We start from the raw sequence: 26,984 nt of genomic DNA on the forward strand, positions 1-26,984 counted from the left end.
GTCAGCTCCTGTTGGTCAGCAGCAGGGCGGAGGTGGGGACGCCCTCACCGGCGGTGACGAGGCAGGTCGTGGCGTCCGGCACCTGCGCGGTGCTGGTGCCGCGCAGTTGCCGGACGCCCTCGTCGATGAGGTTGAAGCCGTGCACGTACGCCTCGGACAGGCCGCCGCCCCCGGTGTTGATCGGCAGCCGTCCGCCGATCTCCAGGGCGCCGCCCTCGGTGAAGGAACCGCCCTCCCCGCGCTCGCAGAAGCCGTAGCCCTCCAGGGAGAGCGGGACGAGGGCGGTGAACGCGTCGTAGATCTGGGCCACGTCGACGTCCTGCGGGGTGAAGTCGGCGTTCTTCCACAGGTGTCGGGCGGCCGTCCAGGCGGGTCCGGTGAGCGGGTCGTCGTTCCAGTAGTTGACCATGCCGTGGTGCTGGGCGGGCAGGCCCTGGGCGGCGGAGTGGACGTAGACCGGGGTGTTCGGGCAGTCCCGGGCGCGCTCCCGGCCGACCAGCACACAGGCCAACGCCCCGTCGGTCTCCAGACAGTTGTCGAAGAGGCACAGGGGCTCGCTGATCCAGCGGGAGGTCATGTACATCTCGCGGGTCAGAGGGCGGTCGTACATGATCGCGGCGGGGTTCTGGTTGGCGCGGTTGCGGCAGGCGAGGGCGACGTTGAAGAGGTGGTCGCGGGTGGCGCCGTACTCGTGCATGTAGCGGCGGGTGAGCATGGCGATCTCGTCGGCGGGACGCAGCAGGCCGAAGGGTCTCGTCCACTGGGCCGGGGTGGGGAGTTGCACGGTCGTGTTGGTCCAGGGGCGGGGGCCGGACCCGCGCTTGCGCGACCGCCAGGCGACCCCGACCGTGGCCTGCCCGCTCGCGATCGCCGCCGCGAGATGGGCGACGGTCGCGCACGAACCGCCGCCGCCGTAGCCGACCTTGCTGAAGAAGGTGAGGTCGCCGAGACCGACGGCCTTCGCCAGTTCGACCTCGTCCGTCTCCTCCATGGTGTACGAGGCCAGGGCGTCGACCTCGTCCGGGGCGATCCCGGCGTCGTCGAGGGCGGCGAGCACGGCCCGGCAGGCCAGGGTCCGTTCGTCCTCGGCGAGGTGTTTGGCGAAGGGGGTCCGCCCGATGCCGACGATCGCCGTGGCGTCCTTGAGAGTCACGCTGCACGCACCTCCGCACACTGTGAGGCCTGCTGACAGCCCGTCAGGCTACAGCTAATCTGACGGGTAGTCAGCTAACGCGTTTCCGCTTTCGGGGAGGCCGATGTGGAGTGGCGCAGCATCCCGGAGCTGGTCGGCCGGGCGGCGGAGCGGTTCGCCGGCACGGAGGCGGTCGTCGAGGGCCGCAACCGGGTCACCTACGCCGAGTTGGGCGCCCGCGTGGAGCGCGCGGCGGCGGCCTGCATCGCCCAGGGCGTACGACCGGGGGACCGGGTGGGCGTCTGGGCCCCCAACTCCCTCGACTGGATGGTCTCGGCGCTGGGCGCGGTGTCGGCGGGCGCGGTCCTGGTGCCGCTCAACACCCGCTTCAAGGGCACCGAGGCCGCGGACGTGCTGCGCCGGAGCGGGACCCGGCTGCTGTTCGTCACCGGGACCTTCCTCGGCACCTCGTACGTGGCCGCGCTGCGCCGGGCGGTCGCGGAGGGGCCGGGGCTGCCGGACCTGGAGCAGGTGGTGGTGCTGTCGGAGGACGCCCCCGCCGACTACCGCACCTGGAAGGACTTCCTGGCGAGCGGGGACAGGGTGACGCAGGCGGAGGTGCGCGAGCGCGCTTCGGCGGTCGACGGCACCTGGCCCTCGGACATCGTCTTCACCTCGGGGACCACCGGGCGTCCCAAGGGCGCGGTGATCACCCACGAGCAGACGCTGCGGGCGTACGAGGTCTGGTGCGACCTGGCCGGGTTGCGGCACGGCGACCGCTATCTGATCGTGAACCCCTTCTTCCACACCTTCGGTTACAAGGCCGGTGTGATCGCCTGTCTGATGCGGGGCGCGACGATGATCCCGCAGCCGGTGTTCGACGTGGACACCGTGCTGGCGAACATCGCGGCGGAACGGGTCTCGGTGCTGCCCGGCCCGCCGACCCTCCACCAGTCGCTCCTCGACCATCCGGCACGGGACGCCCACGACCTGTCCGCGCTGCGCCTGGTGGTGACGGGCGCGGCGGTGGTCCCGCTCCGACTGGTCGAGCAACTGCACGGCGAACTGGGCGTGGAGACGGTCCTGACGGCGTACGGCCTCTCGGAGGCGAGCGGCATCGTGACGATGTGCAGACGGGGCGACCCGCTGCCGGTGATCGCGTCGACGTCCGGGCGGGCCATCCCCGGGACGCAGGTGCGGGTGGAGGCGCCGCCCGGCGAGCCCGGCGAGGTCCTGGTCCGCGGCTTCAACGTGATGCGTGGCTACTACGAGGACGCGGCGGCGACCGCGGAGACGGTCACCGAGGACGGCTGGCTGCGCACCGGTGACATCGGCGTCCTGGACGCGGCGGGCAACCTGCGGATCACCGACCGGCTGAAGGACATGTTCATCGTCGGCGGCTTCAACGCGTACCCGGCGGAGATCGAGCAACTGCTCGGCCTGCACCCGGCGGTGGCCGACGTGGCGGTCGTCGGCGTGCCCGACGCACGGCTCGGCGAGGTGGGGAGGGCGTACGTGGTCCGGCGCCCGGATTCGGTCCTCACCGCCGACGACCTGATCGCGTGGGCACGCCGGGAGATGGCCAACTACAAGGTGCCGCGGACCGTGGAGTTCGTGGCCCGGCTGCCGAGGAACGCGAGCGGGAAGGTGGTCAAGGGGGAGCTGCGCCGGTCCTGAGCGACCGGCCCCCGGACGCGCCTCGGCCGCGACGGCTCCCCCTCCGCGCCGCCGCGGCCGATCCCCGTTCGAGGAGAAGTCCTGGTCAGGCCTTCTCGTCCGTGGCGTGGTTGTCGAGCGGCTTGACCGTGCCGTCCGTCGTACCGGCGGTCAGGGTGACGACCTTCTCGGCGCCCGTGGCGTGGTTGTCGAGCGGCTTGACCGTGTCCTCGGTCCCCGTGGCGTGGTTGTCGAGCGGCTTGACGGTGCCGTCCTGCTTCTCGGTTTCACTCATGGGTGGTGACTCTCCCGTTCGATGATGGGCCAGGCCGCCCGGCGACTCCCCCGAGGGTCGCCGGGCGGGCGTGTCAGGGTCGGTAACCCTAGCGATGGAGACCACCGCTGACCCGTCTGCCCCCCGACGCGACGGATCGACAGGGACGAGTCTGCCGGGCGGCGATAAACGAACGATGAACGTCCGGCCAGGCCCGCCGCACCGCCCTACACGGTGGCCGACGGCGTGAGCAGGAGCCGTACGTCGGCGGCCTCCGGAGAGCCCAGCTGCTCGAAGATGCCGAGCGCCTCCTGCCAGCACGCATGGGCCCGGCCGGACTGCCCGAGCCCGCCGAGGGCGCGGCCGAGGACCGTCAGGACGTTGCCGCGCCGCCACTCGCCGCCGATGCCCCGCAGCACGGCGAGGTGGGCCTCGGCGAGCCGGAACAGCGTCATGCCCTCCCACAGCCGCTGCCGGCTGTCGCGGAAGACCTCCAGCGCCTCCGTCAGCCGGTCCACGGCGGCGTCCAGCAGCCCCTGCCCGGTGAGCGCCAGACCCAGCGCGTACCGGCCGTTCGCGCCGCGCAGGGTGTGCCCCAGCCGGTCGTAGATGACGATGCCCTGCTGGGCGAGCTCCACGGCGCTGGTGCTCCGTCCCAGGGCCAGGTGGATACGGGAGAGGTTGCACAGCGCGCTGGCCTCGCCCGCGAGGTTCCGGTCGAGCCGGAAGCTCTCGATGGCCTCCTTCAGATACGCTTCGCCCTCGGGGTGGCGCCCCTGGTAGAGCGCGATGATGCCGCGGTCGTTGGCGGCCCAGCAGCGGGGCGCCAGGTCGTCCGCCGCTCGGGCGAGCTGCATGGCCAGCCGGGCCTCCGCGTCCGCCTGCTCGAAGCGGCCGGCCACGAGATGGACGTTGGTGAGCGTGGTCAGCGCACGCGCGCGGCTGCGCGGGTCGTCCGCCGCGTCGGCCGCGTCCCGCAGGGCGACGGCGGCGACCTCGTACTGCTTGGAGTTGGCCCCCGACTCGGCCAGGTCCTTCGCCACCCACAGCAGGTCCACCGCGCGCCGCAGCAGGGCACCCTTCGCGCACTGCTGGACGAAGGCGAGCAGGGCGTTGGCCTCCGCGTACAGCCAGTCCTGGGCGGTGTGGCGGTCGTCGAAGGACAGGCCGGGGTAGCGGATCTCCTCCAGGTGCTCCACCAGCCGGTCCCCGGGCCGCTCGATGGCGTACACGGCCGCGGCGGTGGCCAGATAGAAGTCCAGCAACCGCGACAGCGCCGCCTCGCGCTCACTGGGCGGCCACTCGTCGCGCTCGGCGCACGCACGCGCGTAGAGCCGGACGAGATCGTGGAACCGGTAGCGGCCGGGCGCCGCCGACTCCAGCAGCGAGGTGTCGACCAGGGCCTCCAGGAGGTCCTCGGTGTCCTCGACGGGCAGGTCCAGTACGGCGGCGGCCGCGGCCAGCGAGATGTCCGGGCCGTCGGCGAGGCCCAGCAGGCGGAACGCGCGGGCCTGGGCGGGCTCCAGCTGGCCGTAGCCGAGTTCGAAGGTGGCCTTCACGGCGAGGTCGCCGGCCTGGAGTTCGTCGAGGCGCCGGCGTTCGTCGGCGAGCTTCGCCGCGAGGACGGACACCGTCCAGGTGCGGCGGGCCGCCAGGCGGGAGGCGGCGATACGGATGGCGAGCGGGAGGAATCCGCAGGCGGCGACCACGTCGAGGGCGGCCTTGCGCTCGGAGGCGACCCGCTCCTCGCCGACGATCCGGGTGAACAGCTGCAGTGCCTCGTCGGGGGACATGACGTCCAGGTCGACCAGGTGGGCGCCGGCGAGGTCGACCATCCGGACCCGGGAGGTCACGAGGGCCGCGCAGCCCGCCGTGCCGGGCAGCAGGGGACGTATCTGGGCCGCGTCGCGCGCGTTGTCGAGCAGGAGGAGGACCCGGCGCCCGTCCAGGACCGAGCGGTACAGGGCGGCCCGTTCCTCCAGGGAGTCGGGGATCGCGGAGTCGGCGGTGCCGAGGGCGCGGAGGAAGGCGCCGAGGACGGTTTCGGGGTCGGCGGCCCGGGCACCGGCGCCCTGGAGGTCGACGTAGAGCTGCCCGTCGGGGAAGGCGGAGCGCGCCTGGTGGGCCACGTGCACGGCCAGCGTGGTCTTGCCGACGCCGCCGATGCCGGCGAGCGCGGAGACCGCCATCACGCGGCCCTCGGAGCCGGAGGCGAGGACCTCGCTCAGTTCGGTGACGAAGGACGCGCGGCCGGTGAAGTCGGGCACGGTCGCCGGGAGTTGCGCGGGGCGGACAGGCGCGGCGACCGGTTCGGGCTGCGGGGAGGAGGGCTCCGCGAGACCGGGGTCGGCCTGGAGGATGCGCTGCTGGAGCTCGCGCAGGCCGGGGCGGGGGTCGACGCCGAGTTCGTCGGCGAGCAGCCTGCGGGTGTCGGCGTAGACCGCGAGGGCCTCGGCCTGCCGGCCGCTGCGGTACAGGGCCAGCATGAGCAGTTCCCTGAGCCGCTCGCGCAGGGGGTGCTCGGCGGTGAGCGCGGTGAGTTCGGAGACCGCCTCCGCGTGGCAGCCCTGCTCCAGGTCCATGTCCAGGCGGGATTCGAGGAGTTGCAGCCGCCACTCCTCCAGCCGCACGCGCTGTGCCTCGGCGTACGGCCCCGGCACGCCCGCGAGCACCTCGCCGTCCCACAGGCCCAGCGCCCGGGCCAGCTGGTCCCGCGCCTGGCACAGGTCCCCGGCGCTTCTGGCCTTCTCCGCCCCGGTGGCGAGTTCCTGGGCGGCGGCGAGGTCCAGCGCGTCCTCGCCGAGTCCGCGGATCGCGTAGCCGCCGGACTCGCTGACCAGGATCCCGGGGTCGAGGATCTTGCGGAGCCGGGAGGCGTACGTGCGCACCGCGGCCAGGGCCTGCTCCGGGGGCTCCTCGCCCCACAGGGCGGAGATCAGCTCGGCGGCGGTCGCGGTGCGGCCCTCACGCAGCAGCAGGGCGGCGAGCAGGGCGCGTTGCTGGGGGGACCCGGTGGCCAGCAGTTCCTCCCCACGCCAGGCACGCACCGGCCCGAGCACACTGAACCGCAACGACGGCACGACCGCTGCCACGGGGCTGGTGCGCGGCCCGAATCCGGTGCCGGGGCCCGTGTGCGGCCCGGCTTCCGACGCAGAGCCGGTGTGCTGTCCGGCTCGGGCCGCGGGGTCGGTGTCCTGACTGACATCTGCCGCGGTGGCCGTGTCCTTGCCGGGACCCGTGCGCGGCCCGAATCCCGTGCGGGGGCTGGTGTGTTGCCCGGCTCGGGCCGCGGGGCCCGTGTCCTTCCCGGCTTCCGTGGTGGAGCGCCTGTGGTGGCGGGGCGCCGCTGCGGGGTCGATGTTCTGGCCGGCCTCCGCCGCGGGGTCCGTGCCCTTGCCGGTTCCCGCCGCGGGGCTGGTGCGCGGCCCGAATCCGGTGCCGGGGCCCTTGTCCTGCCCGGCATCCGCCGCGGAGCCGGTGTGTCGCTCGGCTCGGGCCGCGGGGGCCGTGTTCATCCCGGCTTCCGTGGCGGAGGGCATGTCTCGGCCGGCTCCGGCCGCAGCGTCGCCGTCCGACCGGACCGCCGCCTCAGGGTCCGTCTCCTTGCCATTCACCGCCGTCGGACCCGTGTGGTGCCCGGCTCCGGCCGCGGCGTCGGCGTCCTGCCGGATTGCCGCCGCAGGGTTCGTGTCCTTGCCATTCACCGCCACGTGACCCGTGTGGTGCCCGGCTCCGGCCGCGGCGTCGATGTCCGACCGGACCGCCGCCTCAGGGCTCGTGTCCTCGCCAGTCACCGCCGCCGGACCCATGTGGTGCCCGGCCCCGGCCCCGGCGTCGACGTCCGACCGGATCGCCGCCGCAGGGCCCGTGTCCTCGCCGACCGCCCTCGCGGGGCCGATCCGCTGCCCGGAAGCCGCCGTTGAGCCCGTGTCCTGCCCGGCCCCCACCGGGGAGCCGGGACGCCTCTGCTCCGGCACCCGTGGTACACCGTCCATCGCCGTCCCCCTAGGGCCTGTCTACAACCCCGTCAGTTTGCCTTGTCCATGGCGGATGCGTCAGCTGTGGAGACTCTGATCACGGGTGGACGCGCGGGATGTCACAAGGCCCTCACCCGCTCTTCGCACACGTCCGCACACGAACCGTCGCCATCGGCCACCGTTCGCGGAGCTGACGGACCGTCAGATCAGCGCTACCGTGAGCGCCATGGAGACCACGACGGCACTTCCGAAGATCATCTCCGTCGACGACCACACGGTGGAGCCTCCCGACGTCTGGCAGAACCGGCTCCCGAAGAAGTACCTCGACACCGGCCCCCGCACGGTCCGCGCCCCGCTCAAGGAGATCAGCTTCCTCGGCGGCCGCTTCAAGCCCGTGATGGGCGCCCCGGGCGACGACGGGCCCCTCGGTGACTGGTGGCTCTACGAGGGACTCCAGCGTCCCCTCACCCGCCTGGACACCGCGGTCGGCTACAGCAGGGACGAGATCAAGCTGGAGGTCATCACCTACGAGCAGATGCGCCCCGGCTCCTACGACGTCCCGCAGCGCCTCGCCGACATGGACGTCAACCACGTCCAGTCCGCCGTCTGCTTCCCGACCTTCCCGCGCTTCTGCGGCCAGACCTTCACCGAGGCCAAGGACCACGAACTGGGCCTGCTGTGCGTCCAGGCCTACAACGACTGGATGGTGGAGGAGTGGTGCGGCCCCCAGGCGCAGGGCCGGCTCATCCCGCTCACCCTGATCCCGCTCTGGGACGCCGAGCTGGCCGCCGCGGAGGTCCGCCGCAACGCCGCCCGGGGAGTGCGGGCCGTCGCCTTCTCCGAGATACCCCCGCACCTGGGCCTGCCCTCCGTCCACTCCGACGACTGGGACCCCTTCCTCGCCGCCTGCGACGAGACCGGCACGATCATCGCCATGCACATCGGCTCCAGCAGCCGGATGCCCTCCACCTCCGCCGACGCCCCGCCCGCCGTCGGCTCCACGATCACCTTCGCCAACTGCTGCTTCTCGATGGTCGACTGGCTGATGAGCGGCAAGTTCGAGCGCTTCCCGAACCTCAAGGTCATGTACGCGGAAGGCCAGATCGGCTGGATTCCCTACATCCTGGAGCGTGCCGACGTCGTCTGGGAGGAGAACCGCGGCTGGGGCGGCGTCGCCGACAAGGTCCACCGCCCGCCGTCCGAACTCTTCACCGAGCACGTCTACGGCTGCTTCTTCGACGACGCGTTCGGCCTCAGGAACCTCGACGCGATCGGCGTGGGGAACGTGCTGTACGAGACCGACTACCCCCACTCCGACTCCACCTGGCCGAAGTCCCGCGAGGTCGGCGAGGCCCAGATGGGGCACCTGGACGCCGAGGTGGTGGAGCGGATCGTGCGGGGCAACGCCATCGAGCTGCTCGGTCTCACCCCGGACGGCCTCTGGGGCGGTCCGCGGTGACCGCGTACGGCATCCAGCTCCCCGTCCAGTCCCAGAGCACGATCTACGCCGAGCCCTGGGAGGCCGGCGCCGGCCCCGAGGACCTCGTCGCGGTGGCCCGGGCCGCCGACCGTGCCGGGTTCGCGTACATCGCCGCCTGCGACCACGTGGCGATCCCGCGCCGCCTCGCCCCCGCGATGAGCACGGTCTGGTACGACCCGGTCGCCACCCTCGCCCACCTGGCGGGCGTGACCGAACGGGTGCGGCTGCTGAGTCATGTGGCCGTGGTCGGGCTGCGGCACCCCCTGCTCACCGCCAAGCAGTACGCCACCCTCGACCATCTCAGCGGCGGGCGGCTGGTCCTCGGCGTCGGCGCGGGCCACGTTCAGGAGGAGTTCGAGGCGCTCGGCGTCGACTTCGCCGGGCGCGGGGCCGTCCTCGACGAGTCGATCGACGCCCTGCGCAAGGCCCTCGGCCCCGACGAGTTCCCCGAACACCACGGCAAGCTCTACGACTTCGCGGACCTCGGCCAGCGTCCCCGGCCCGCCCAGGCGCACGTCCCGCTCTGGGTCGGGGGCTCCTCCCCGGCCGCCGTACGCCGGGCCGCGCTCAAGGGCGACGGGTGGCTGCCCCAGGGGGACCCCCGGGACCGGCTGCCCGCGCAGATCGACCGGATACGGCATCTGCGGGCGGAGGCGGGCCTCGACGGGCCGTTCAGCGTCGGGGCCATCGCCGAGCCGCTCTACGTCGGCACGCCCGCGTGGGACGTCGGCCGCCGCACGCTCAGCGGCCCGCCCGACGAACTGGCCGCGTCCCTGCGCGCCTACCGCGCGATGGGCGTGGACCAGCTCCAGGTGCGGTTCCGCAGCCGCGACCGTGCCGAACTCGTCGACCAGATCTCGGCGTTCGGCGCCGACATCGCCCCCCACCTCTGAGGAGTCAGCGCATGGGCAAGCTGGACGGACGTGTCGTCCTCGTCACCGGCGCGGCGCGCGGGCAGGGGGAGCAGGAGGCCCGGCTGTTCCGGGCGGAGGGCGCCGAGGTCGTCGTAGCGGATGTGCTCGACGAGCAGGGAAAGGCGCTCGCCGAGGAGATCGGGGCGCTCTACGTGCACCTGGACGTGAGCCAGGAGGCGGACTGGCAGCGCGCGGTGGAGGCCGCAGTCGAGGAGTACGGGCGCGTCGACGGGCTCGTGAACAACGCCGGCATCCTGCGCTTCAACAGCCTCCTGGACACACCCCTCACGGAGTTCATGCAGGTGTTGCAGGTCAACCAGGTCGGCTGCTTCCTCGGCATCAGGACCGTGGGTCCGGTGATGTCCGACGGGGGCACGATCGTGAACACCGCCTCCTACACGGGGGTGACCGGCATGGCCGGCGTGGGCGCCTACGCGGCCTCCAAGCACGCGATCCTCGGGCTCACCCGGGTCGCCGCGCTGGAGCTGGCGCCGCGCGGGATCAGGGTCAACGCCATGTGCCCCGGGGCCGTCGACACCGCGATGTCCAACCCGGCCGTCCTGGACCCCTCGGCGGACGGGGCGGAGGCCTCCCGGGGGCTCGACCGGTTCTACCGCAAGCTCGTACCGCTCGGCCGGATCGGCCGGCCGGAGGAGGTGGCGGCGCTCGCGCTGTTCCTGACCTCGGCCGACTCCTCGTACATCACCGGCCAGCCGTTCGTGATCGACGGCGGCTGGCTCGCCGGGGTGTCCGTCATCTGAGGCCGACGGGTATCTGACTGACCATCAGCTATTGACGGTGTCTGCGCCCGGTGCCACAGTCGGCGGCAGATCAGGAATCTGACGGAGTGTCAGAAACAACTGGGGACGGTGAACCTCCTTGGAATTCGGGCTCTTTGTACAGGGATACGTGGGCAAGCGTGCCGAGACCGATCCGCTGGCCGAGCACAAGGCGCTGATGGAGGAGACCGAGTACGTCATCCAGGCGGACCGGTCCGGCTTCAAGTACGCCTGGGCGTCCGAGCACCACTTCCTGGAGGAGTACTCGCACCTCTCCGCCAACGACGTCTTCCTCGGCTACCTCGCGCACGCCACCGAACGCATCCACCTCGGCTCCGGGATCTTCAACCCGCTCGCCCAGGTCAACCACCCCGTGAAGGTCGCCGAGAAGGTCGCCATGCTCGACCATCTCACCGAGAACCGCTTCGAGTTCGGCAGCGGGCGTGGGGCCGGGTCGCACGAGATCCTCGGGTTCATCCCCGGGGTGACCGACATGAACTACACGAAGGAGATCTGGGAGGAGACCATCGCGGAGTTCCCGAAGATGTGGCTCCAGGACGAGTACGCCGGCTTCCAGGGCAAGCACTGGCAGCTGCCGCCCCGGAAGATCCTGCCGAAGCCCTACGGGAAGTCGCACCCCGCGATGTGGTACGCCGCCGGATCGCCGCCGTCGTACGCCATGGCGGCGAAGAAGGGGCTCGGGGTGCTCGGCTTCAGCGTGCAGAAGGTCTCCGACATGGAGTGGGTGCTGGAGCAGTACAAGACGGCCGTCGTGAACGCCGAGCCGATCGGGGACTTCGTCAACGACAACGTGATGGTGACGACCACGGCGATCTGCGCGCCGACGCACGCCGAGGCCATCGAGATCGCCGTGCGCGGGGGGCTGCACTATCTGCCGTCCCTGGTGTTCCGCTACCACGACACCTTCCCGCGGCCCGAGGGATTCCCCGTGTGGCCGGAGACGCTGCCCGAGTACACCGCCGAGTTCGTCGAACTCCTCATCGAGGAGGAGCTGCTGATCTGCGGCGACCCGGACGAGGTGGTCCGGCAGTGCAAGCGGTGGGAGCAGGCCGGGGCGGACCAGCTCAGCTTCGGACTGCCGGTCGGGGTGCCGAAGGAGGAGACCCTCCAGACGATCCGGCTCATCGGGGAGCACGTGATTCCGAAGATCGACACGGATCCGGTGCACCGGACCACGCGGTTCCGGGAGGCCGCCTGAGGTCGTAGGCGGCTGCGGGTGTGTGGGGGCTGCTCGCGCAGTTCCCCGCGCCCCTCGGTAGGTCGGATCACCGCAACTCCAAGAGGTGCACCCATGCTTGATCACGTCATCAAAGGCGCGACCGTCGTCGACGGGACCGGTGCGGCCGCCTTCACCGCCGACGTGGGGATACGGGACGGCCGTATCGCCGCGATCGGTGAGCTCACCGAGGAAGCCCGCACCGCCGAGGACGCCGCCGGGCTCGTCCTGGCCCCCGGGTTCGTCGACCCCCACACGCACTACGACGCCCAGCTCTTCTGGGACCCGTACGCGACGCCCTCCCTCAACCACGGCGTCACCACGGTCGCCGCCGGGAACTGCGGCTTCACGCTGGCGCCCCTGAACCCGGCCCGTCCCGAAGACGCCGACTACACCCGCCGCATGATGTCCAAGGTCGAGGGGATGTCCCTGGTCGCCCTGGAGGAGGGGGCGCCCTGGAGCTGGAGTTCCTTCGGGGAGTACCTGGACGCCCTGGAGGGACGGATCGCCGTCAACGCCGGGTTCATGGTGGGGCACTGCGCGCTGCGGCGGTACGTCATGGGACCGGACGCCGTCGGCGGACAGCCGTCCGAGGACCAACTCGCGCAGATGCTGCGGCTGTTCCACGAGGCCATGGAGGCCGGCGCCTGGGGGTTCTCCACCACCCAGTCGTCCACGCACTCCGACGGCGACGGAAAGCCCGTCGCCTCCCGGCACGCCCTGCCCGCCGAACTCCTCGCGCTCTCCCGGGCCGTCGGAGAACACGAGGGGACGCAGATCGAGGCCATCGTCGCCGGGTGTCTCGACCAGTTCAGCGACGCCGAGATCGACCTGTTCGTCGAGATGAGCGCGGCGGCCGGGCGGCCGCTGAACTGGAACGTGCTGACCATCGACTCCTCCGTGCCGGAGCGGGTGCCCAGGCAGCTGTTCGCGAGCGAGCAGGCCCGCAAGGCGGGCGGCCGGGTCGTCGCCCTGACCATGCCGATCCTCACCCCGATGAACATGTCCCTGGGCACCTTCTGCGCGCTGAACCTGATCCCCGGCTGGGGGCCGGTGCTCGCGCTGCCCGTCCCCGAGCGGATCGAGCGACTGCGCGATCCGGACGTACAGCGGGAACTGCTCAGGCAGTCCCAGGCCAAGGAGGCCGGGGTCTTCCGGCGGCTGACCAACTTCGGGCGGTACGTCATCGGGGACACCTACAGCGACGCCAACCGCGGTCTCTCCGGGCGGGTCGTCCAGGACATCGCGGCCGAGCGCGGGCAGGAGCCGTTCGCCGCACTGGTCGAGATCTGCGCGGCCGACGACCTGCGTACGGTCCTGTGGCCCATGCCCACCGACAACGACCCGGCGTCCTGGGCGATGCGCGCCGAGGCCTGGCAGCACGAGGACGTGCTGCTCGGCGGGTCCGACGCGGGCGCGCACCTGGACCGGATGTGCGGGGCGCCGTACACGACCCGCTTCCTCGGGGACTGTCTGCGCGGGCGGAAGCTGACTTCGCTGGAGCAGGCCGTGAAGATGCTCACCGACGACCCGGCCCGGCTGTTCGGGCTGCGCGGGCGCGGGCGGATCGAGGAGGGCTTCCATGCGGACCTCGTGCTCTTCGACCCGGAGCGGATCGCCGCGGGCACGGCCACCCTGGTGCACGACCTGCCGGGTGACAGCCCACGGCTGGACTCCAAGGCCATCGGGATACGGGCCGTGTGGGTCAACGGGGTCGAGGCGATCCGGGACGACGTGGTGAGCGGAGCCGTGCCGGGCCGGGTGCTGCGCTCGGGGCGGGACACCCGGACGGTGAGCACCAGGTGAGTGCCGAAGGTGCCCCGCGGGGACAGCGGCTGTTCGTCGGCGGTGAGTGGGTGGCGCCGGACGGCGGCCACTACGCGGTGGTCGACCCGGCCCGCGAGGAGACCGTCGGATGGGCCCCGGAGGCCTCGCGGGATCAGGTGCACGCGGCCTGTGCCGCGGCCCGCGAGGCCTTCGGACCCTGGTCGCGCACCGCGCCGGAGGAGCGGGCCGCCCTGCTGGCCCGCGCCGCCGACCTCATCCGCGCCCGCCTGGTGCCGTACGCCGAACTGGCCCAGGCCGAGACCGGCGCCACCACGGGGGTGGCCCGTGGCATGCAGGTCGGCGTGGCCGCCGCCCGTTTCCGGCGGTACGCGCGGTCCGAGCCCGCCGAGTGGGCGGTCCCGCCGCAGGTCAACGAGGCCGGGCCGATGGGGCGGGCCGCGGTGATGGGCGCGCTGGCCGTCCGGCAGCCCGTCGGGGTCGTCACCTGCATCACCTCGTACAACAACCCGTGGGCCAACCCCGCCGGGAAGATCGCCCCGGCGCTCGCCATGGGCAACACCGTGGTGGTGAAGCCCGCCCCGCAGGACCCCCTCTCCGTCTACCGGATGGCAGAGGCGCTGGAGGCCGCCGGGGTGCCGCGCGGGGTCGTGAACGTGGTGAGCGGCCGATCCGTGGCGGTCGGCGAGGCCGCCGTGGACTCGCCCGACGTCGACATGGTCAGCTTCACCGGCTCCACGGCTGTCGGACAGCGCATCGGCGAGGTGTGCGGGCGGTCCATGAAACGGCAGTTGATGGAGCTGGGCGGAAAGGGCGCGGCGGTCGTCTTCGAGGACGCGGATCTCGGATCGGCCGTGGCCGGCATCGGGACCACCTTCTCCTTCTACAGCGGGCAGATCTGCACGGCACCGACACGGGTGCTGGCGCAGCGCGGCGTCCACGACCGGCTCGTCGAGCAACTGGCCGCCTACACCGGCCGGTTGAGGGTCGGCGACCCACGGGAGTCCGGGACGGTCGTCGGACCGGTGATCTCGGCCGCGCACCGGGAGCGGGTGGAGTCGTACGTCGAACTCGGCCGCAAGGAAGGCGCGTGCGTGGTCGCGGGCGGTGAACGGCCCGGCCTGGAGAGGGGTTTCTATGTGGCTCCGACCCTGCTCGCCGACTGCCGCCACGACATGCGGGTCGTCCGTGAGGAGATCTTCGGGCCGGTCGTGACGGTGACGCCCTTCGACGACGAGGAGGAGGGCATCGCCCTCGCCAACGACAGCGACTACGGCCTGATCGACTACGTCTGGTCGGCGGACGTCGCCCGCGCCTTCCGCGTGGCACGGCGGCTGCGGGCCGGGGGAGTCGGGATCAACACGGTCGGCCGCAACATGGAGGCGCCGTTCGGCGGCTTCCGCAGGAGCGGGGTCGGCCGGGACTGCGGGTCGTACGCGCTGCACGCCTACAGCGAGGTGCAGTCGATCGTCTGGCCGGGGTGAGCCGGCCTCCGGAGCGCGTGTTCGGCCAACTGGCCGGTAACCCTGGGGTGGGCCCGTAGAGTCCCGGACCGGAGGGCGGCGCCATCACAGCGCCGCCCTGACCGACAGTCAAAATCCTTTGCGGAGAACAGACTTGAAGCTCACCAAGCGACTCGCCCTGACCACCGCGGCCCTCGCCGCCGCGACCGCCTTCCTGGGCACGACCACCGGTAACGCGGCCCCCGCGGAGGCCGCACCGAGGCCCGTGAAGGCCCCCGCCGCACTCAAGGTGCCCGACGGCAACAAGCTGACCGGCGTGTACCCGGCCCGGGGCGTCCAGACCTACACCTGCACCGACGGCGCCTGGAAGCTCCTGGAGCCCGCCGCCACCCTCTTCGACAAGCGGGGCCGCAGCGTCGCCCTGCACTCCCGCGGCCCCGTCTGGGTCTCCACGGTGGACGGCAGCGCGGTGAACGCCACGGCGATCGCCAACTCCCCCAAGCCCGGCACCATCCCCGAACTCCTCCTCCAGGCCACCGCCACCCGGGGCGAGGGCGTCTTCGGAGGCGTCTCCTACATACAGCGACTCCACACCACCGGCGGGGTCGCCCCCACCACCGCCTGCACCGGCACGGACCAGGTGAGCGTGGCGTACACGGCGACGTACGCCTTCTACAAGCCCGCCAAGTGACACCCAGGACGCCCTGAGCGGTGCGGCGGCGGCCACCGCCGGAGCGGAGCCGCCGCCGTGCCGCGTCACAGGAACTCGCTCCGGTAGGCCGGGGCCGGCTCGGCGGCGAGGCGGCGGCGCTCCATGACCTCCCCCTGCGACAGGCGCGGCGGCGGTGCGTCCCTGTCCGCGACGACGTCGCCGATGCGCAGGAAGTACTCGTCCTGGCCGGCGGGGGTGCACATGCACAGCATGCGGGCCGGCGCACCTGAGGCGTTGCGGAAGTGGTGCGGCGCGTTGGCCGGGATGTTGATCGTGGATCCGGCCCGTACCGTGTGCTTCCCGCCGCGGAAGGTGAACTCGATCTCGCCCTCGAGGATCGTGAACATCTCCTCGAAGTCGTGCCGGTGCGGCGGCGGGCCGCCGCCGTCGGGGACCCGCATGTCGATCAGGCAGTACCGGCCGGCGGTCTGCTCGCCCGTGATCAGCATGGCGTACGTGTTGCCGACCAGGGAGACGTACGTGGTGCCGGGGTCGTCGGGGTCCGCCACGGTCAGCGAGCGGGAGGGGTCGTCGTCGGGGATCATCGGGGTCGTCTCCTTTCCGACGTCGTGTCAGGCGGCAGGGGCGACGATGACGGTCTTGCCGTGCAGCTCGCCCGCGGCGGCCCGGGTGTGGACCGCCGCCAGCTCCGCCAGCGGCACCCGCTGCGCCACGTCGACGCGCAGCTCGCCGGAGTCGACCAGCTCCACCAGCCGCGCCAGCTGTCCGGCGTCGCTGGTGACGAACAGGTCGATGCCGCGCACGCCGCGCTGTTCGTCGCCGGGCGCGGGCATCCACACCGTGGTGTTCACCAGCACCCCGCCGGAACGGATCAGGGTGGGCAGCGCGGCCAGTTGTGCCGGGTCGACCGGCGCGAGGTTGAGCACGACGTCGACGGGCTCGGTCACCGCCGCGGTCACCTCGGTGGTGGTGTGGTCGACGACCTCGTCGGCGCCCGCCGACCGGACCTGCTCGCTGCTGCGCGGGCCGGCCGTGGCGATCACGTACGCGCCGGCGTTCTTGGCCAGCTGCACGGCGTAGCCGCCGACCGCACCGCCCGCGCCGTTGATGAGCACACGCTGCCCCGGCACCAGCTTCGCGTGATCGAACAGGGCCTGCCAGGCCGTCAGCCCCACCAGCGGCAGCGCGGCGGCGTCGGGCAGCGGGATGCTCCGGGGTGCCCGGGCCAGTGTCCCGGCCGGAGCCACCACGTACTCCGCGGCCGCGCCGACCCCCGTCATCGGCAGGAAGCCGACGACCTGATCGCCGGCCCCGAGGCCGGACACGCCCTCGCCCAGCGCTTCGACCGTGCCGGCGACGTCGATGCCGGGCGTGTGCGGCAACGTCACGGGGATGGGGCCCTGCATGAAACCCCCGCGGATGGTGCCGTCGACGCCGTTGAACGAGGTCGCGGCCACCCGGACCAGAACCTGCCCGGCGCCCGGTACGGGCTGCTCGACCTCCTCGTACCGCAGGACGCTCGGGTCGCCGTACTCGTGGAAACGTACTGCCTTCATGGGAAATCCTCGTCTCTCCGGCCGCCAGATCTCGTCGGACCCGGGACCTCCCGTGTCCGACTGATCAAGCGTGGCGCGCGTCGGAACCCGGATGAAGGCCTGTCCTATCCCCGGACAAGTTGTCCCTGGCGCCGGGGCTCATACGGCTAGTGCCCCGCGTAGTCCCGTACGGAGGACAGGAGTTGGAGCTTCTCGTGGCTGGGTGAGCCGGGTGTGGCGGAGAAGACCAGCAGTTCCTGGGCCTGGTCGGGGTCGATGAGGCGCTGGCAGTACAACTCCATTTCGCCCAACGCGGCATGGCGATAGCGCTTGAGGTCGTTGTGGTGGGTGACGTCCACCTCGTGCAACCGCCAGATGCCGGCGAACTCGTCGCTGATCTCCAGCAGCGCGGAGACGATCTCGCCGGCGGTTCCCTCAGGGTCCGCCGTGTACGCCGCCCGGATCTCCGAGGTGAAGACCCGGCCCCGCAGATCGTGGTCCTCGACGGGGTAGAGCGCGCGTTGCGCCGGGTCGGTGAACCAGCGGTAGACCAGGTAGCGGGAGAGTCCGCTGAAGCGGGTGTAGTCGCCCAGGAGGGCGATCGCCGGCGGGTTCTGCAGCAGGGTCTCGTTGAACCGGGACATCACCAGGGCGGGGGTGTCCGAGAGCCGTTCGACGATGCGCAGCATGGTGGGGCTGACGTGGCCGTCGCCCAGGACCCGCCGTGGCGCCGAGTGCCCGGCGAGGTCGAAGAGATGGTCCCGTTCGCTCAGGCTGAGGTGCAGGGCGCGGGCGATTCCGGCGAGCACCTGTTCGGACGGGACCGGGCCGCGCTGCTGCTCGATCCGGCTGTAGTAGTCGACCGACATGCCGGCCAGCGCGGCGACCTCCTCGCGCCGCAGCCCGCCGGTACGCCGCCTCGGGCCGCGGGGAAGCCCGACGTCCTCCGGCTGCAGCACCTCCCGGCGCGCCCGCAGGAAGTCGGCCAGCAACGCCCGGTCCATCCCAGCCTCCGCGAACAGGACCCATGCCGAAGGACGGTCCGGTCGGCGAAATCCACCGTAACGGAAAAGCCCTCAGCCACTCCTCAGCTGTCCAGATCAACCCGCACGGTCAACTGCCCTGCCCCTATGGCCCGTACGGACAGGCTGTTCAGCACGGGCAGCGAGCGCAGGCGTACGGCGGTGTCGTCGTCCGGCAGGAGATGGGCGGTACCGGTGTGCCACCGCCCCCGGATGCGCACCCGCACCCGCGGCTCGGCCTTGATGTTGCGGACGTACTGCGACCGTTCGCCGAACTCCGAGACCAGCCAGAAGGAGCCGCCGACCCGCTTGCCGCCCACCGGGGTCCGGCGGGGCAGGCCCGAGACGCGGCCGGTGGTCTCCAGGACGGTCTGGAGCGGCAGCCGCCGCATGACCGGGTTGAGCAGGCGCTGAACGGCCCTGGCGGTGCGGTACTTGCGCTCGGCGTCCCGGGACATGGGTGGTGAGACTCCTGCCTCTTGTCTTCCGTAACCTGACGGGCGGCCTCGATGATCTCAGGGTGCGGGCCGGGCGGACGAAGGGGTGTCGGCGATGCGCGTGGTGACCTGGAACCTGTGGTGGCGCTTCGGCCCGTGGGAGCAACGTCAGAAGGCGATCCTCACGGTGCTGCGGGAGCTGCGTCCGGATGTGGTCGGCCTCCAGGAGGTGTGGTCGGCCGGCTCCGAGAACCTGGCGGAGTGGCTGGCCGGGGAGCTGGGCCTGCACTGGGCGTGGGCCGCGTCGCCCGCCTCGGAGCGCTGGCAGCGGCGGATCGGCGACCCGGGGGTGGAGGTCGGCAACGCGGTGCTGAGCCGCTGGCCGGTGATCGACCGGGCCGTCCTGCGGCTGCCCGCCCCTGAGGACCTGGACGACGGCCGCCTCGCCTTCCACACCAGGCTGGCGGGACCCTCGTACGACATCCCCTTCTTCACCACCCACCTCACCTCGTCCCCCACCGCCTCGGCGATCCGCTGCCAACAGGTCACGGCACTCGCGGAGTTCGTGGCGGCGCACAGGTCGGGCACCGACTTCCCGCCCGTCATCACCGGCGACTTCAACGCCTGGCCCGACTCCGACGAGGTCCGCCTCTTCGGCGGCTACAGGACGGCCCCGGCCGTTCCAGGCCAACTCTTCCTGGACGCCTGGGAGTACGCGGACCCGTCGGCCCCCTCCGCGACCTGGGATCCGGCGAACCCCTACGTCCGCGTGGCCCCGCCGGCCCGCATCGACTACATCCACGTGGGCCCACCGAACGCATCCGGCCTCGGTCACGTCCTGAACGTGCGGCGCGCGGGCGACGCCCCGGTGGACGGCGTCTGGCCGTCGGACCACGCGGCGGCGGTGGCGGAGCTGGCGGACGGGTCAGAGTGACTTGAGGTGGCCGAGCAGGGCGGCGAAGGCGGCGGGGGTGACGGTGACGACGGTTCGGGCGGGGCCGGAATCGGAATCGGTGTCTGTGAGGTGGACTCCGTCGGGTTCGGTGGATATGTGGACGCACGCGTCGCCTTCCTGGCAGTAGGACGACTTCTGCCAACGGTCCGTGATCATGCGGACTCCCTCAGAGGTTCTGGGCGATGGAACGGATCAGATCCCGAGACTTGCCGGGACTCAGAGCGGTGGCTTCCACGACGTCGAGCAGGTGCCGGTACTTCGTCAGAAGAGCCTCGGCGTCGAGGAGGACCGGCCCGTGAAACTGGTCGAGCTGTGCGGTGTCGAGCTGCGGTACGGGCCCGTACAGGTAGTTGATGGACTGACCCGAGCCGGGGAAGGCGCCGACGTCGAACGGCAGCACACGGATCGTGACGTGCTGCTGCTCGCTCATGTCGAGCAGATGCCGTAGCTGGGCACGGGCCACGTCCCGGCCACCGACCCGCATGCGCAGGGCCGCCTCGTGCACGGTCGTGCGATACGGCGTCGGGTCGGCGCCGTAGAGGAGGCCCTGCCGCTTGATCCGGTGCGAGACCCGGTGTTCGATCGCGGGTGGTGAGGGTTCCGGGATGACGTGCCGGAAGATCTCGCGTGCGTGGTCGGCAGTCTGGAGCAGCCCCGGCATATGGGAGGTGTACGCGGTCCGTATGGCGGTGGCGTGATGCTCCAGCTCGGCGAGGTCGAGGAGTCCCGAAGGCAGGACTTCGCGGTACGACTCCCACCAGCCGAACAGCCTGTCGGTCGCCATGCCGACCAGAGCCTCGACGAACGCCTGGTCCGGGCAGGAGTAGATGCTGGCCAGCGCGCGGATACGGTCGGGGCTCACCCCGAACCGTCCGGATTCCACGTTGCTGAGCTGTCCTTGGCTCGTACCCAGTGTGCGCGCGGCCTCGGTCGCCGTCAGGCCCGAGCGCTCACGCATCTTGCGCAGCTCCACAGCGATCCGGAGGCGGCGGGCCGTCAGCGGGGGCCTTGTGGACATGTGTGAACTCTTCCTGGACGCACGTTCCATACACGGTCACCCGCATGGGTGAAAAACGTCGAAGTATCTCCAGGGGCGGCAAATGGCATTTGCTGGACCTCTATCGTCATATCCAGGCGCCCCGTCTGGAAGCGCACCGTGGGACGCCGCGGCGGAGACACCAGGCACTCGTCCAACTCCCCTCAGTGACCGGAGACTTCCGATGGCCACCGTATCCCCGTCCTGGAACTACACCCTGCATCTTCCGCACGATCCACGCGCACCGGGGATCGCGAGGGGCGCTCTGAGGCTGATCCTTGCCGCGCACCGGTTGCCCGACCTCACACCCACCGCGGAGCTACTCGCGGCAGAACTGCTGGCGAACGCGCACTGCCACACGAAAGGCCCCTACGCCTTCCGCCTCCTCTCCCCGGCCCCCGGACGGATCCGGGTCGCCGTCTGGGACACGGACCCCCGCGTCCCGCCCGGCTTCACCTCCGACCAGCCGCCACCCGCACCGGACGCCGAACACGGCCGGGGCCTGAGCCTGGTCCGTGCCTGCGCGGACGCGACGGGCGTGTCGGTACTGCGCGAGCTGGGCGCGTCGAGGGGCGGGAAGCTGCTGTGGGCGGAGTGCGGGGTGCCGGGGTGATGAGCCGGGCCATACTGGGAGAAGTGACCGCTGTTCACCAGGAGCCGACCATGAGCGCACAGCCCGAGCACGGCTGGGGAGCGATGCCCCTCCCGGAGATCCGGACCGTGGACGACCTGCGCAGCGCGCTCAGCCGCTACGGCTTCCCCGGCGACCGGGAGCGTTTCGAAACGGAGCTGGCGGCCGCCATAGGTGCCTCGCCCACCAACGACTTCGCGGGTGCCGCAGCTGTCGTCCGGGCCTACCGGCACCGGGTTCTGATCAGGAACTCACCCGAGATCATGACGGCCCTGGAAGAGGCCCGTGGCGGAGGCGGCGGTACGTGAACGAGATCCCGCTGGAGGAGGCCGAGCCGGCCAGGAAGGCGTTCGGCGATCTGACGGAGGGGGAGCGGGAGGTGGTCCGCGCGGCACTCGCCGCCATTGCCCGGGACCCGGCGGTGGGCCGCGAGATTCCCGGCTGGCGCCCTCCGTCCCTGGCGTACACGCATACACCGGGCCTGGGGGTGACGGTCGTCTATTACTTCCGTGATCCGCAGGTGTTGGACTGAGGCGGTCCTTCGGCTATGCCTTCGGAACGATCCATTCTCTCGGCTCGTCCAGGCCGTCGGGTTGGTACAGCACGGACTCTGGACGCTCGGTGCCGGGGACGGCGAACGCCAGCTTGCCCCGTGCGCACTTGCCTGCGGTCACCGTCACTTCGAACGGGAACTCCGGCTTCGGGAAGTCGCTATAGGTGGAGCTCGACGGGTTGATACGGCCTCCGTCGCCGTAGTACAGCGTCCAGCTGGTGGTGTTGTCGGTGTACGAACCTCTGGTCCCGCACAGCTTCAGATCCGCGTACGCCCACACGTAACCCGGCTCCCCGGCCTCTTCACTCGCCTTGCCGACCGAGGTGAAGCCCTGTTTGTAGTCGAGCACGGTCAGGCTGCCTTCGAACGGCTTGGCCGGGTCGGTGTTTTGCACCCTCCAGGTGGTGCCGAAGGCCAAGGCCTTGGACGACGGGGGTGACGAGGCAGGTGCCTCAACCGCTCCGGGTGTGGGGAGCACGGTCTGTGCGCTGGTAACTGTCGTGGTGGCCGTCGCCGAAGGACCCGCCTTGTCGGCGCCGGAGTCGGCCGTGACGCCGATCAGCACTCCGACGAGGAGGCCGGCGAGAACGGCGCCTGCAAGGAGCAGGACGCTCCTCCGGGAGCGCGCGGGACGCGGCGGTTGAGCGGCGTCATCGGAGGCCTGAGCGTGCAGTGGCCCGTCGGGAGGTCCCGACGGGGACGGGCTGTTCATGGTTTCAGCGTGCGACGGGCAGGCTGTTCGCGCACTCCGGACCACGTCTGCCTCACGGCTGCTTCGACGTGCGGTGCACCCGGCCTGGTGCTCAACTGGAAACCGGATCCCATCGAGCACAGGACGTTGCGATGAGCGGCAACGGAACTCGACGCGGGCCCTTATGGCGCCTGCGACGGAAATGTACGCGCCGCATCTCGACAGGGACGGCGACGGCGTGGCCTGCGAGCCGTACGCGGGGCCTTGACGCGACGGCGACCGAAATCTCTCGCGGGGACGCTCAGTCGCCTCGCTCCTCCCCCGTGAACATGCTGATCAGGCCGTGAGGGGTGTCGGCGCCGAACATCAGGGCGTAGAGCTCCGTGCCCTCCTCGGCCGTTTCGGCGCTGCGGGGGAACATGGCGTGCTCGTGCTCGGTGAGCGCGGTCTCGATGTCGTCGGGGTGGGCCGCCAGAGCCTTGGCGAGCTCCGCGCCGTCGAGCATGGCGAGGTTGGCGCCCTCGCCGTTCGGGGCGGCGACGTGGGCGGCGTCGCCGATCAGGGTCACGCCCGGCACCCGCTCCCAGCGGTGCTCGACGGGCAGGGCGGCGAAGTGGCGCAGGACCGGGGCGGTGTCGGCGTCGGTGATCAGCGCGGTGAGTTCCGGCGCCCAGCCCTCGAACTCCCGCGCTATCCGGGCGACGGCCGCGGCGGAGTCGGTGAAGTCGATGTCCGCGAACCAGTCCTGCGGCCGGGCGAGCATCACGTACGTGTGCAGGTTGCCGCCCCGCTCCCGGTGCGTCACGAAACCCTTGCCCGGCGCGAGCACGAACAGCGCCCCGGCTCCGACCACCTTCGCGCTGGCCGGGTGCCGGGTGTCGGAGTCGTGCAGGTACACCTCGACGCAGGACATGCCGGTGTACTCGGGCCTCGCGGCGGACAGCAGCGGCCGTACCCGGGACCATGCCCCGTCCGCGCCGACCAGGAGTTCGGTGACGACCGAGGTGCCGTCGGCGAACGTCACCTCGTGGCGGCCCCCGCCCAGCGCCCGGGTGCCGCTGACCTTGTGGCCCCAGCGGACCGTGCCGGGCGGCAGCGAGTCCAGCAGGAGCTGCCGCAGCTCGCCGCGCTGCACCTCGGGGCGGCCGCCGGTGCCGTCGTCGGCCTTGTCGAAGAGGACCGTGCCGTCCCGGTCGACCAGCCGTGTCGCCTCGCGGCCCTCCAGGATCAGGCCGTGGAACTCGTCCTCCAGGCCGGCCGCCCGCAGGGCCAACAGGCCGTTGTGGTCGTGGATGTCGAGCATTCCGCCCTGGGCGCGGGCCGTGGGGGAGGACTCCGCCTCGTACACGGTGGCCGGGATGCCGTGGACGTGCAGGACGCGGGCGAGCGTGAGGCCGCCGAGTCCGGCGCCGATGATCGTGACGTGGGTGGTGGTCATGGAGACTCCTTGCGCGTCGTGGGGCCGCCGGGTGGGTCCGGTGGCGTCTCCAGAAAGGTTCCGGGGCCCCGTCGACAGGCCGCCGACACCGAACCGACACCCCCGACAGACGCCCGACACCGCGCCGACGCCGACGCCGACCCGAAGTTGAAGCCCCTGCCGCGCGTGGAGACGGCGTCGGCCGAGCCGGCCGCCGCGTTCCAGATCGTGTGCGACGCCACCAGCGAGCAGGTCGACAGGTGGAGAGGCTGGAGGCGTTGAAGTCGCTGCCGGACTCGTGGTTCGCGTCAGTCGGCCCGGAGCAGGGCGCGCAGCTCGGTGGTGTCGATGATGTGGGCCCGTGAGGGGAAGACGCGGTGGAGCAGGACCTCGTGGACTTCGGTGTCCGGGTCGGCGACGCCGTCCGACAGGACGTAGAGCTGGTAGTCGCGGTCGGCGGCGTCGATGACGGTGGACAGGACGGCGCCACTGGTGCTGATGCCGGAGACGACCAGGGTGGTGATGCCGCGCTCCCGCAGCTGCTGGTCGAGGTCGGTGGTGGACATGCCGCCGTGGCGGATCTTGCGCACGACGATGTCGCTGTCCTGGGGAGCCAGGCGCTCGTGGACGGCGGTGCCAGGGTCCTCGTGGTGCAGGACGCGGTGGTGGGCCAGCGGGGCGAAGGACTTGTTGGAGGCCGGGATCGCGTCCCAGTCGGTATCGGTGAAGCCGACGCGTACGTAGGCGATGGTGCCGCCATGCGCGCGAACGTCGGCGATGGCCCCTTCCACACGACCGAGCAGCGCGTTCCGGTCCTCGCCTTCGGGCACAAAGGCCAGGATCGCGGGCTGGTAGTCCATGACGAGAAGAGCGGTGCGGGCGGGGTCAAGCGCGGGGGCGGTGTTCACGCGAGTTCTCCTTAACCGGTGGTGTGCCAGGTCGACGCGGACACGCACCGGGGACCGGCTGCGGCCTGCGGGTGGCACGTTGTGGTGCCTCACGAGTGGCTGCGGGACGGTTCCGGCTCGTGCTGCGGCGTCTGGTCCTCTCGGGGAAGCAGGAGCGGGGTGGTCAAGATGAGCAGTCCTGCGACCGTGAGAGCGGTACGTGGGCTGGTGACGTCGGCGAGCAGCCCGGCGAGTGCGGTGAGGACGGCGATGGACGCCTGCTGGCCGATCGACCAGGCCGACAGGGTGCGGGCGACGAGATGCTCGGGGGTGTGTTCGAGCCGGTAGGTGGCGAGCACCGGGCTGTACAGGCTCATGTTGATGATGATCGCCAGCTCGACGGCCATCACGGTGACGAGGCCGACGACGCCGGGACGGACGAAGGCCAGGCCGATCAGCCAGATGGCGCGCAGGGTGCCAACGGTCCGGAAGACCCAGTGCCGGCCGAAGCGCGCCACGACACGGCGGGCCAGCCGCGAGCCGATGAGTCCGCCGAGGCAGGGGGCGGCGAAGGCGAGGCCGTACTGCCAGGGCGGGAAACCGAGTTGGCGAAGCAGGAGCACCGCCAGCAGCGGCTCGGTGGCCATGATCAGCCCGCCGACGAGCAGTTGGTTGAGGTAGAGGGCGCGCAGACCGGGGTGGCCCAAGATGTGTCGCCAGCCGTCGAGAAGTGCGCCCACCCGGACGGGGCTCTTGTCGGTCCTTCGCGGCGCTTCTTCCTGGCCGCGGATCGCGATGATGCCGAGCGCGGAGAGCAGGTAGCTGAGCGCGTCGGCCACCACGGTGGTGACGGGACCGAACAGGCCGATCGCAGCTCCGCCCAACGGTGGCCCCACCGCGATGGAGCTCCAGTTCGTGGACTCGAACCGAGCGTTGGCGACGAGTAGGTCGTCCGGCCGGACGAGGGCCTTGAGGTAAGCGCCGCCGGCCGCGTTGAACGCGATCTTGGCCGCGGCGACCAGAGCCGAGACCACGAGGAGCTGGACGAGACTGAGCCATCCGAAGGCGTAGGCGACGGGGACCGTCGCCATGGCCGCAAGCCGGGCCAGGTCCATCATGATCATGACTGGGCGTTTGCGCCGGAACTCCACCCACGGCGCGAGGGGCACCGCGATCAGCGCACCCACCGCAGGCCCCACCGCGGACAGCGCGGACACCTCAGCGGGTCCGGCATGCAGCACCAGCACGGCGATCAGCGGCAACGCCCCGAACCCCAGCCCGGACCCATACGCGCTCACCGCATACGACGCCCACAGCCAGCCGAACTGCCGGCCCAACCGTCTCCTGCCCGCCATGCGCAGCGCACTCCCCTTGATTCCCCGCCCGAACAAACCGACGTTGACCACGGAGAGATAAGCGGGCAGGACAACAGCAGGTCAAACAACCGACCTGCCCGCAATCCACAACCATCAGTTGTTCACTAAGGTGGGTCGGCGTGGATCTCGAAGCAGTACGTACCTTCGTCGCCGTCGCGGAAGCGGGCCAGTTCCAGAAAGCCGCCACCGACCTGTCGATCACCCAGCAGGCCGTCTCCAAACGCATCGCCGCGCTGGAGCGCACCCTTGGCGTGCGACTGTTCACCCGTGCCCCACGCGGCGCCGAGCCCACCATCGACGGGCAGGCGTTCCTGCCCCACGCACGCGAGCTGCTGCGCGTCGAGGGGCGCGCGATAGCCTCCGTGCGCCCCGGCCACCGGCCGCTTCGCGTCGACGTGATCGCCTCGCGCAGCGCGCAGTCGGGCCTGATGCGTGGCTTCCACCGCGCACACCCCGAGATCGACCTCGACGTGATGATGCTGTTCGACATCGAGACCGCCGTCACCGCCATCCGCTCCGGCACCATCGACGCGTCCTTCCGCGCCGTCGCCGCGCCTGGCCGCCCCCTCCCCGAGGACATCGAGTCCATCCGGGTCCTCGACGAGCCGCTCCAACTCCTCACCGGCCCCCGCCACGCACTGGCAGGCGCCCGCTCGGTCACCCTCGCCCAGCTCACCGGGCACCGGATCTGGATGCCCGGCATCGCCCCCGGCACCGAATGGGGCGCCTACTACGACGACCTCGTCGCCGAGTTCGGCCTCACCATCGAGGCGACGGGCCCCAACTTCGGCTCCGACGTACTCCTCGACACCATCGCCGACACCCCGGCACTGGCCACCTTCATGGGCGAGCCCACCCGCCTCGTCTGGCCCGCCGGCCACGACCTGCGCCGCATCCCGGTCATCGACCCGACCCCGGTCTACCCGCACTCGCTCCTCTGGCACCGCGACAACCCCCACCCGGCGCTGGCCACCCTCCGCACCCACCTCGCCGCCACGACGGCCGACCACGACGCCACCGGCACCTGGAGGCCGGGCTGGGTGACGCCGCGCTGAACGGCCGACGACCCACGCG

Annotated in this window: 28 protein-coding genes; 15 read left to right on the forward strand and 13 right to left on the reverse strand. The window is 71.6% G+C overall.

Features of this window, described 5'->3' with window-relative positions:
• Window position 1 precedes the first annotated feature (1 nt).
• On the reverse strand, window positions 2–1,153 hold the full coding sequence (locus tag AQI94_RS37090) for a lipid-transfer protein (RefSeq protein WP_031039919.1): 1,152 nt from the start codon (window positions 1,151–1,153) through the stop codon (window positions 2–4).
• 105 nt (window positions 1,154–1,258) lie between these two features.
• Here AQI94_RS37090 and AQI94_RS37095 point away from each other — a divergent pair, with 105 nt between their 5' ends.
• Window positions 1,259–2,809 carry a FadD3 family acyl-CoA ligase gene (locus AQI94_RS37095; protein ID WP_031039916.1) on the forward strand — a complete coding sequence of 517 codons (1,551 nt, stop codon included), beginning with the start codon at window positions 1,259–1,261 and terminating at the stop codon, window positions 2,807–2,809.
• Window positions 2,810–2,894: 85 nt separating this feature from the next.
• Here AQI94_RS37095 and AQI94_RS37100 read toward each other — a convergent pair whose 3' ends face one another.
• Window positions 2,895–3,083: a hypothetical protein gene (locus AQI94_RS37100; protein ID WP_031039913.1), complete on the reverse strand. Its 189-nt coding sequence runs from the start codon at window positions 3,081–3,083 to the stop codon at window positions 2,895–2,897.
• 206 nt (window positions 3,084–3,289) lie between these two features.
• Window positions 3,290–6,577 (reverse strand): AfsR/SARP family transcriptional regulator, encoded by a 3,288-nt coding sequence (locus AQI94_RS37105; protein WP_225890388.1) that lies wholly within the window; start codon window positions 6,575–6,577, stop codon window positions 3,290–3,292.
• Between the two features lie 679 nt (window positions 6,578–7,256).
• On the opposite strand from AQI94_RS37105, the gene AQI94_RS37110 reads away from it, so the two are divergent.
• From AQI94_RS37110 to AQI94_RS37140, 7 genes are all read left to right on the forward strand, one after another.
• Window positions 7,257–8,498: an amidohydrolase family protein gene (locus AQI94_RS37110; protein ID WP_031039906.1), complete on the forward strand. Its 1,242-nt coding sequence runs from the start codon at window positions 7,257–7,259 to the stop codon at window positions 8,496–8,498.
• The gene (locus AQI94_RS37115) at window positions 8,495–9,412 is read left to right on the forward strand and encodes an LLM class F420-dependent oxidoreductase (RefSeq protein ID WP_062230170.1); all 918 of its coding nucleotides are present in this window, start codon (window positions 8,495–8,497) and stop codon (window positions 9,410–9,412) included. Before AQI94_RS37110 ends, AQI94_RS37115 begins: the two co-directional genes overlap by 4 nt.
• Before the next feature lie 11 nt (window positions 9,413–9,423).
• Window positions 9,424–10,194 (forward strand): SDR family NAD(P)-dependent oxidoreductase, encoded by a 771-nt coding sequence (locus tag AQI94_RS37120; RefSeq protein ID WP_031039903.1) that lies wholly within the window; start codon window positions 9,424–9,426, stop codon window positions 10,192–10,194.
• Window positions 10,195–10,312: 118 nt separating this feature from the next.
• On the forward strand, window positions 10,313–11,431 hold the full coding sequence (locus AQI94_RS37125) for an LLM class flavin-dependent oxidoreductase (protein WP_078902643.1): 1,119 nt from the start codon (window positions 10,313–10,315) through the stop codon (window positions 11,429–11,431).
• A 93-nt stretch (window positions 11,432–11,524) separates the two neighbouring features.
• Window positions 11,525–13,255 (forward strand): N-acyl-D-amino-acid deacylase family protein, encoded by a 1,731-nt coding sequence (locus tag AQI94_RS37130; protein WP_031039898.1) that lies wholly within the window; start codon window positions 11,525–11,527, stop codon window positions 13,253–13,255.
• Window positions 13,252–14,718, forward strand: a complete 1,467-nt coding sequence (locus AQI94_RS37135) for an aldehyde dehydrogenase family protein (protein WP_051831954.1) — start codon at window positions 13,252–13,254, stop codon at window positions 14,716–14,718. The genes AQI94_RS37130 and AQI94_RS37135 overlap by 4 nt, the downstream gene beginning before the upstream one ends.
• A gap of 133 nt (window positions 14,719–14,851) precedes the next feature.
• Complete coding sequence (locus tag AQI94_RS37140) at window positions 14,852–15,388, forward strand: DUF3455 domain-containing protein (protein WP_031039891.1); 537 nt, start codon at window positions 14,852–14,854, stop codon at window positions 15,386–15,388.
• 65 nt (window positions 15,389–15,453) lie between these two features.
• On the opposite strand, the gene AQI94_RS37145 is transcribed toward AQI94_RS37140, so the two are convergent.
• The 4 genes from AQI94_RS37145 to AQI94_RS37160 form a co-directional block, all read right to left on the reverse strand.
• Window positions 15,454–15,954 (reverse strand): cupin domain-containing protein, encoded by a 501-nt coding sequence (locus tag AQI94_RS37145; protein WP_031039889.1) that lies wholly within the window; start codon window positions 15,952–15,954, stop codon window positions 15,454–15,456.
• A gap of 27 nt (window positions 15,955–15,981) precedes the next feature.
• Window positions 15,982–16,926 carry an NADP-dependent oxidoreductase gene (locus tag AQI94_RS37150; protein ID WP_031039886.1) on the reverse strand — a complete coding sequence of 315 codons (945 nt, stop codon included), beginning with the start codon at window positions 16,924–16,926 and terminating at the stop codon, window positions 15,982–15,984.
• 146 nt (window positions 16,927–17,072) lie between these two features.
• A complete protein-coding gene (locus tag AQI94_RS37155; RefSeq protein ID WP_031039883.1) occupies window positions 17,073–17,909 on the reverse strand; it encodes a helix-turn-helix transcriptional regulator in 837 nt (278 codons plus the stop codon).
• An 83-nt stretch (window positions 17,910–17,992) separates the two neighbouring features.
• Window positions 17,993–18,385, reverse strand: a complete 393-nt coding sequence (locus AQI94_RS37160; protein WP_031039879.1) for a nitroreductase/quinone reductase family protein — start codon at window positions 18,383–18,385, stop codon at window positions 17,993–17,995.
• 94 nt (window positions 18,386–18,479) lie between these two features.
• Here AQI94_RS37160 and AQI94_RS37165 point away from each other — a divergent pair, with 94 nt between their 5' ends.
• Window positions 18,480–19,298, forward strand: a complete 819-nt coding sequence (locus tag AQI94_RS37165; RefSeq protein ID WP_031039876.1) for an endonuclease/exonuclease/phosphatase family protein — start codon at window positions 18,480–18,482, stop codon at window positions 19,296–19,298.
• Here the strand turns inward: AQI94_RS37165 and AQI94_RS37170 are convergent.
• On the reverse strand, window positions 19,290–19,475 hold the full coding sequence (locus tag AQI94_RS37170) for a DUF397 domain-containing protein (protein ID WP_031039874.1): 186 nt from the start codon (window positions 19,473–19,475) through the stop codon (window positions 19,290–19,292). The two genes, AQI94_RS37165 and AQI94_RS37170, sit on opposite strands and share 9 nt — an antisense overlap.
• 10 nt (window positions 19,476–19,485) lie before the next feature.
• Complete coding sequence (locus AQI94_RS37175) at window positions 19,486–20,337, reverse strand: helix-turn-helix domain-containing protein (RefSeq protein WP_031039872.1); 852 nt, start codon at window positions 20,335–20,337, stop codon at window positions 19,486–19,488.
• A gap of 202 nt (window positions 20,338–20,539) precedes the next feature.
• On the opposite strand from AQI94_RS37175, the gene AQI94_RS37180 reads away from it, so the two are divergent.
• The 3 genes from AQI94_RS37180 to AQI94_RS37190 are packed head-to-tail and all read left to right on the forward strand — an operon-like array spanning window position 20,540 to window position 21,518.
• Window positions 20,540–20,968, forward strand: coding sequence for an ATP-binding protein (locus AQI94_RS37180; RefSeq protein WP_031039869.1), 429 nt, complete (start codon window positions 20,540–20,542; stop codon window positions 20,966–20,968).
• Window positions 20,969–21,018: 50 nt separating this feature from the next.
• Window positions 21,019–21,294: a hypothetical protein gene (locus AQI94_RS37185; RefSeq protein WP_037941610.1), complete on the forward strand. Its 276-nt coding sequence runs from the start codon at window positions 21,019–21,021 to the stop codon at window positions 21,292–21,294.
• Complete coding sequence (locus tag AQI94_RS37190) at window positions 21,291–21,518, forward strand: hypothetical protein (protein ID WP_031039864.1); 228 nt, start codon at window positions 21,291–21,293, stop codon at window positions 21,516–21,518. Before AQI94_RS37185 ends, AQI94_RS37190 begins: the two co-directional genes overlap by 4 nt.
• Before the next feature lie 13 nt (window positions 21,519–21,531).
• On the opposite strand, the gene AQI94_RS37195 is transcribed toward AQI94_RS37190, so the two are convergent.
• Window positions 21,532–22,104, reverse strand: a complete 573-nt coding sequence (locus AQI94_RS37195; RefSeq protein WP_158806189.1) for a DUF4352 domain-containing protein — start codon at window positions 22,102–22,104, stop codon at window positions 21,532–21,534.
• 328 nt (window positions 22,105–22,432) lie between these two features.
• Here AQI94_RS37195 and AQI94_RS46695 point away from each other — a divergent pair, with 328 nt between their 5' ends.
• Complete coding sequence (locus AQI94_RS46695) at window positions 22,433–22,498, forward strand: excalibur calcium-binding domain-containing protein (protein ID WP_225890397.1); 66 nt, start codon at window positions 22,433–22,435, stop codon at window positions 22,496–22,498.
• Between the two features lie 33 nt (window positions 22,499–22,531).
• Here AQI94_RS46695 and AQI94_RS37200 read toward each other — a convergent pair whose 3' ends face one another.
• Window positions 22,532–23,668, reverse strand: coding sequence for an FAD-dependent oxidoreductase (locus tag AQI94_RS37200; protein WP_031039858.1), 1,137 nt, complete (start codon window positions 23,666–23,668; stop codon window positions 22,532–22,534).
• Between the two features lie 9 nt (window positions 23,669–23,677).
• Here AQI94_RS37200 and AQI94_RS44845 point away from each other — a divergent pair, with 9 nt between their 5' ends.
• The gene (locus AQI94_RS44845; protein WP_158806185.1) at window positions 23,678–23,929 is read left to right on the forward strand and encodes a hypothetical protein; all 252 of its coding nucleotides are present in this window, start codon (window positions 23,678–23,680) and stop codon (window positions 23,927–23,929) included.
• 26 nt (window positions 23,930–23,955) lie between these two features.
• Here AQI94_RS44845 and AQI94_RS37205 read toward each other — a convergent pair whose 3' ends face one another.
• Both AQI94_RS37205 and AQI94_RS37210 read right to left on the reverse strand, forming a co-directional pair.
• On the reverse strand, window positions 23,956–24,555 hold the full coding sequence (locus AQI94_RS37205; protein ID WP_031039855.1) for a cysteine hydrolase family protein: 600 nt from the start codon (window positions 24,553–24,555) through the stop codon (window positions 23,956–23,958).
• An 89-nt stretch (window positions 24,556–24,644) separates the two neighbouring features.
• Window positions 24,645–25,889, reverse strand: coding sequence for an MFS transporter (locus AQI94_RS37210; RefSeq protein ID WP_031039853.1), 1,245 nt, complete (start codon window positions 25,887–25,889; stop codon window positions 24,645–24,647).
• 140 nt (window positions 25,890–26,029) lie between these two features.
• Here AQI94_RS37210 and AQI94_RS37215 point away from each other — a divergent pair, with 140 nt between their 5' ends.
• A complete protein-coding gene (locus AQI94_RS37215) occupies window positions 26,030–26,965 on the forward strand; it encodes a LysR family transcriptional regulator (RefSeq protein WP_031039851.1) in 936 nt (311 codons plus the stop codon).
• Window positions 26,966–26,984: the final 19 nt, after the last annotated feature.

The organism is Streptomyces pseudovenezuelae (assembly GCF_001513955.1).
Lineage (GTDB): Bacteria > Actinomycetota > Actinomycetes > Streptomycetales > Streptomycetaceae > Streptomyces > Streptomyces pseudovenezuelae.

What these genes read in the sequence shown, in the direction of transcription:
- AQI94_RS37160 (WP_031039879.1), bottom strand. Translation starts at nt 18,385, where the DNA reads ATGTCCCGGGACGCCGAGCGCAAGTACCGCACCGCCAGGGCCGTTCAG.
- AQI94_RS37150 (WP_031039886.1), bottom strand. Translation starts at nt 16,926, where the DNA reads ATGAAGGCAGTACGTTTCCACGAGTACGGCGACCCGAGCGTCCTGCGG.
- AQI94_RS37120 (WP_031039903.1), top strand. Translation starts at nt 9,424, where the DNA reads ATGGGCAAGCTGGACGGACGTGTCGTCCTCGTCACCGGCGCGGCGCGC.
- AQI94_RS37200 (WP_031039858.1), bottom strand. Translation starts at nt 23,668, where the DNA reads ATGACCACCACCCACGTCACGATCATCGGCGCCGGACTCGGCGGCCTC.
- AQI94_RS37185 (WP_037941610.1), top strand. Translation starts at nt 21,019, where the DNA reads ATGAGCGCACAGCCCGAGCACGGCTGGGGAGCGATGCCCCTCCCGGAG.
- AQI94_RS37180 (WP_031039869.1), top strand. Translation starts at nt 20,540, where the DNA reads ATGGCCACCGTATCCCCGTCCTGGAACTACACCCTGCATCTTCCGCAC.
- AQI94_RS37165 (WP_031039876.1), top strand. Translation starts at nt 18,480, where the DNA reads ATGCGCGTGGTGACCTGGAACCTGTGGTGGCGCTTCGGCCCGTGGGAG.
- AQI94_RS37170 (WP_031039874.1), bottom strand. Translation starts at nt 19,475, where the DNA reads ATGATCACGGACCGTTGGCAGAAGTCGTCCTACTGCCAGGAAGGCGAC.
- AQI94_RS37105 (WP_225890388.1), bottom strand. Translation starts at nt 6,577, where the DNA reads ATGAACACGGCCCCCGCGGCCCGAGCCGAGCGACACACCGGCTCCGCG.
- AQI94_RS37145 (WP_031039889.1), bottom strand. Translation starts at nt 15,954, where the DNA reads ATGATCCCCGACGACGACCCCTCCCGCTCGCTGACCGTGGCGGACCCC.
- AQI94_RS37155 (WP_031039883.1), bottom strand. Translation starts at nt 17,909, where the DNA reads ATGGACCGGGCGTTGCTGGCCGACTTCCTGCGGGCGCGCCGGGAGGTG.
- AQI94_RS37210 (WP_031039853.1), bottom strand. Translation starts at nt 25,889, where the DNA reads ATGGCGGGCAGGAGACGGTTGGGCCGGCAGTTCGGCTGGCTGTGGGCG.
- AQI94_RS37130 (WP_031039898.1), top strand. Translation starts at nt 11,525, where the DNA reads ATGCTTGATCACGTCATCAAAGGCGCGACCGTCGTCGACGGGACCGGT.
- AQI94_RS37175 (WP_031039872.1), bottom strand. Translation starts at nt 20,337, where the DNA reads ATGTCCACAAGGCCCCCGCTGACGGCCCGCCGCCTCCGGATCGCTGTG.
- AQI94_RS37100 (WP_031039913.1), bottom strand. Translation starts at nt 3,083, where the DNA reads ATGAGTGAAACCGAGAAGCAGGACGGCACCGTCAAGCCGCTCGACAAC.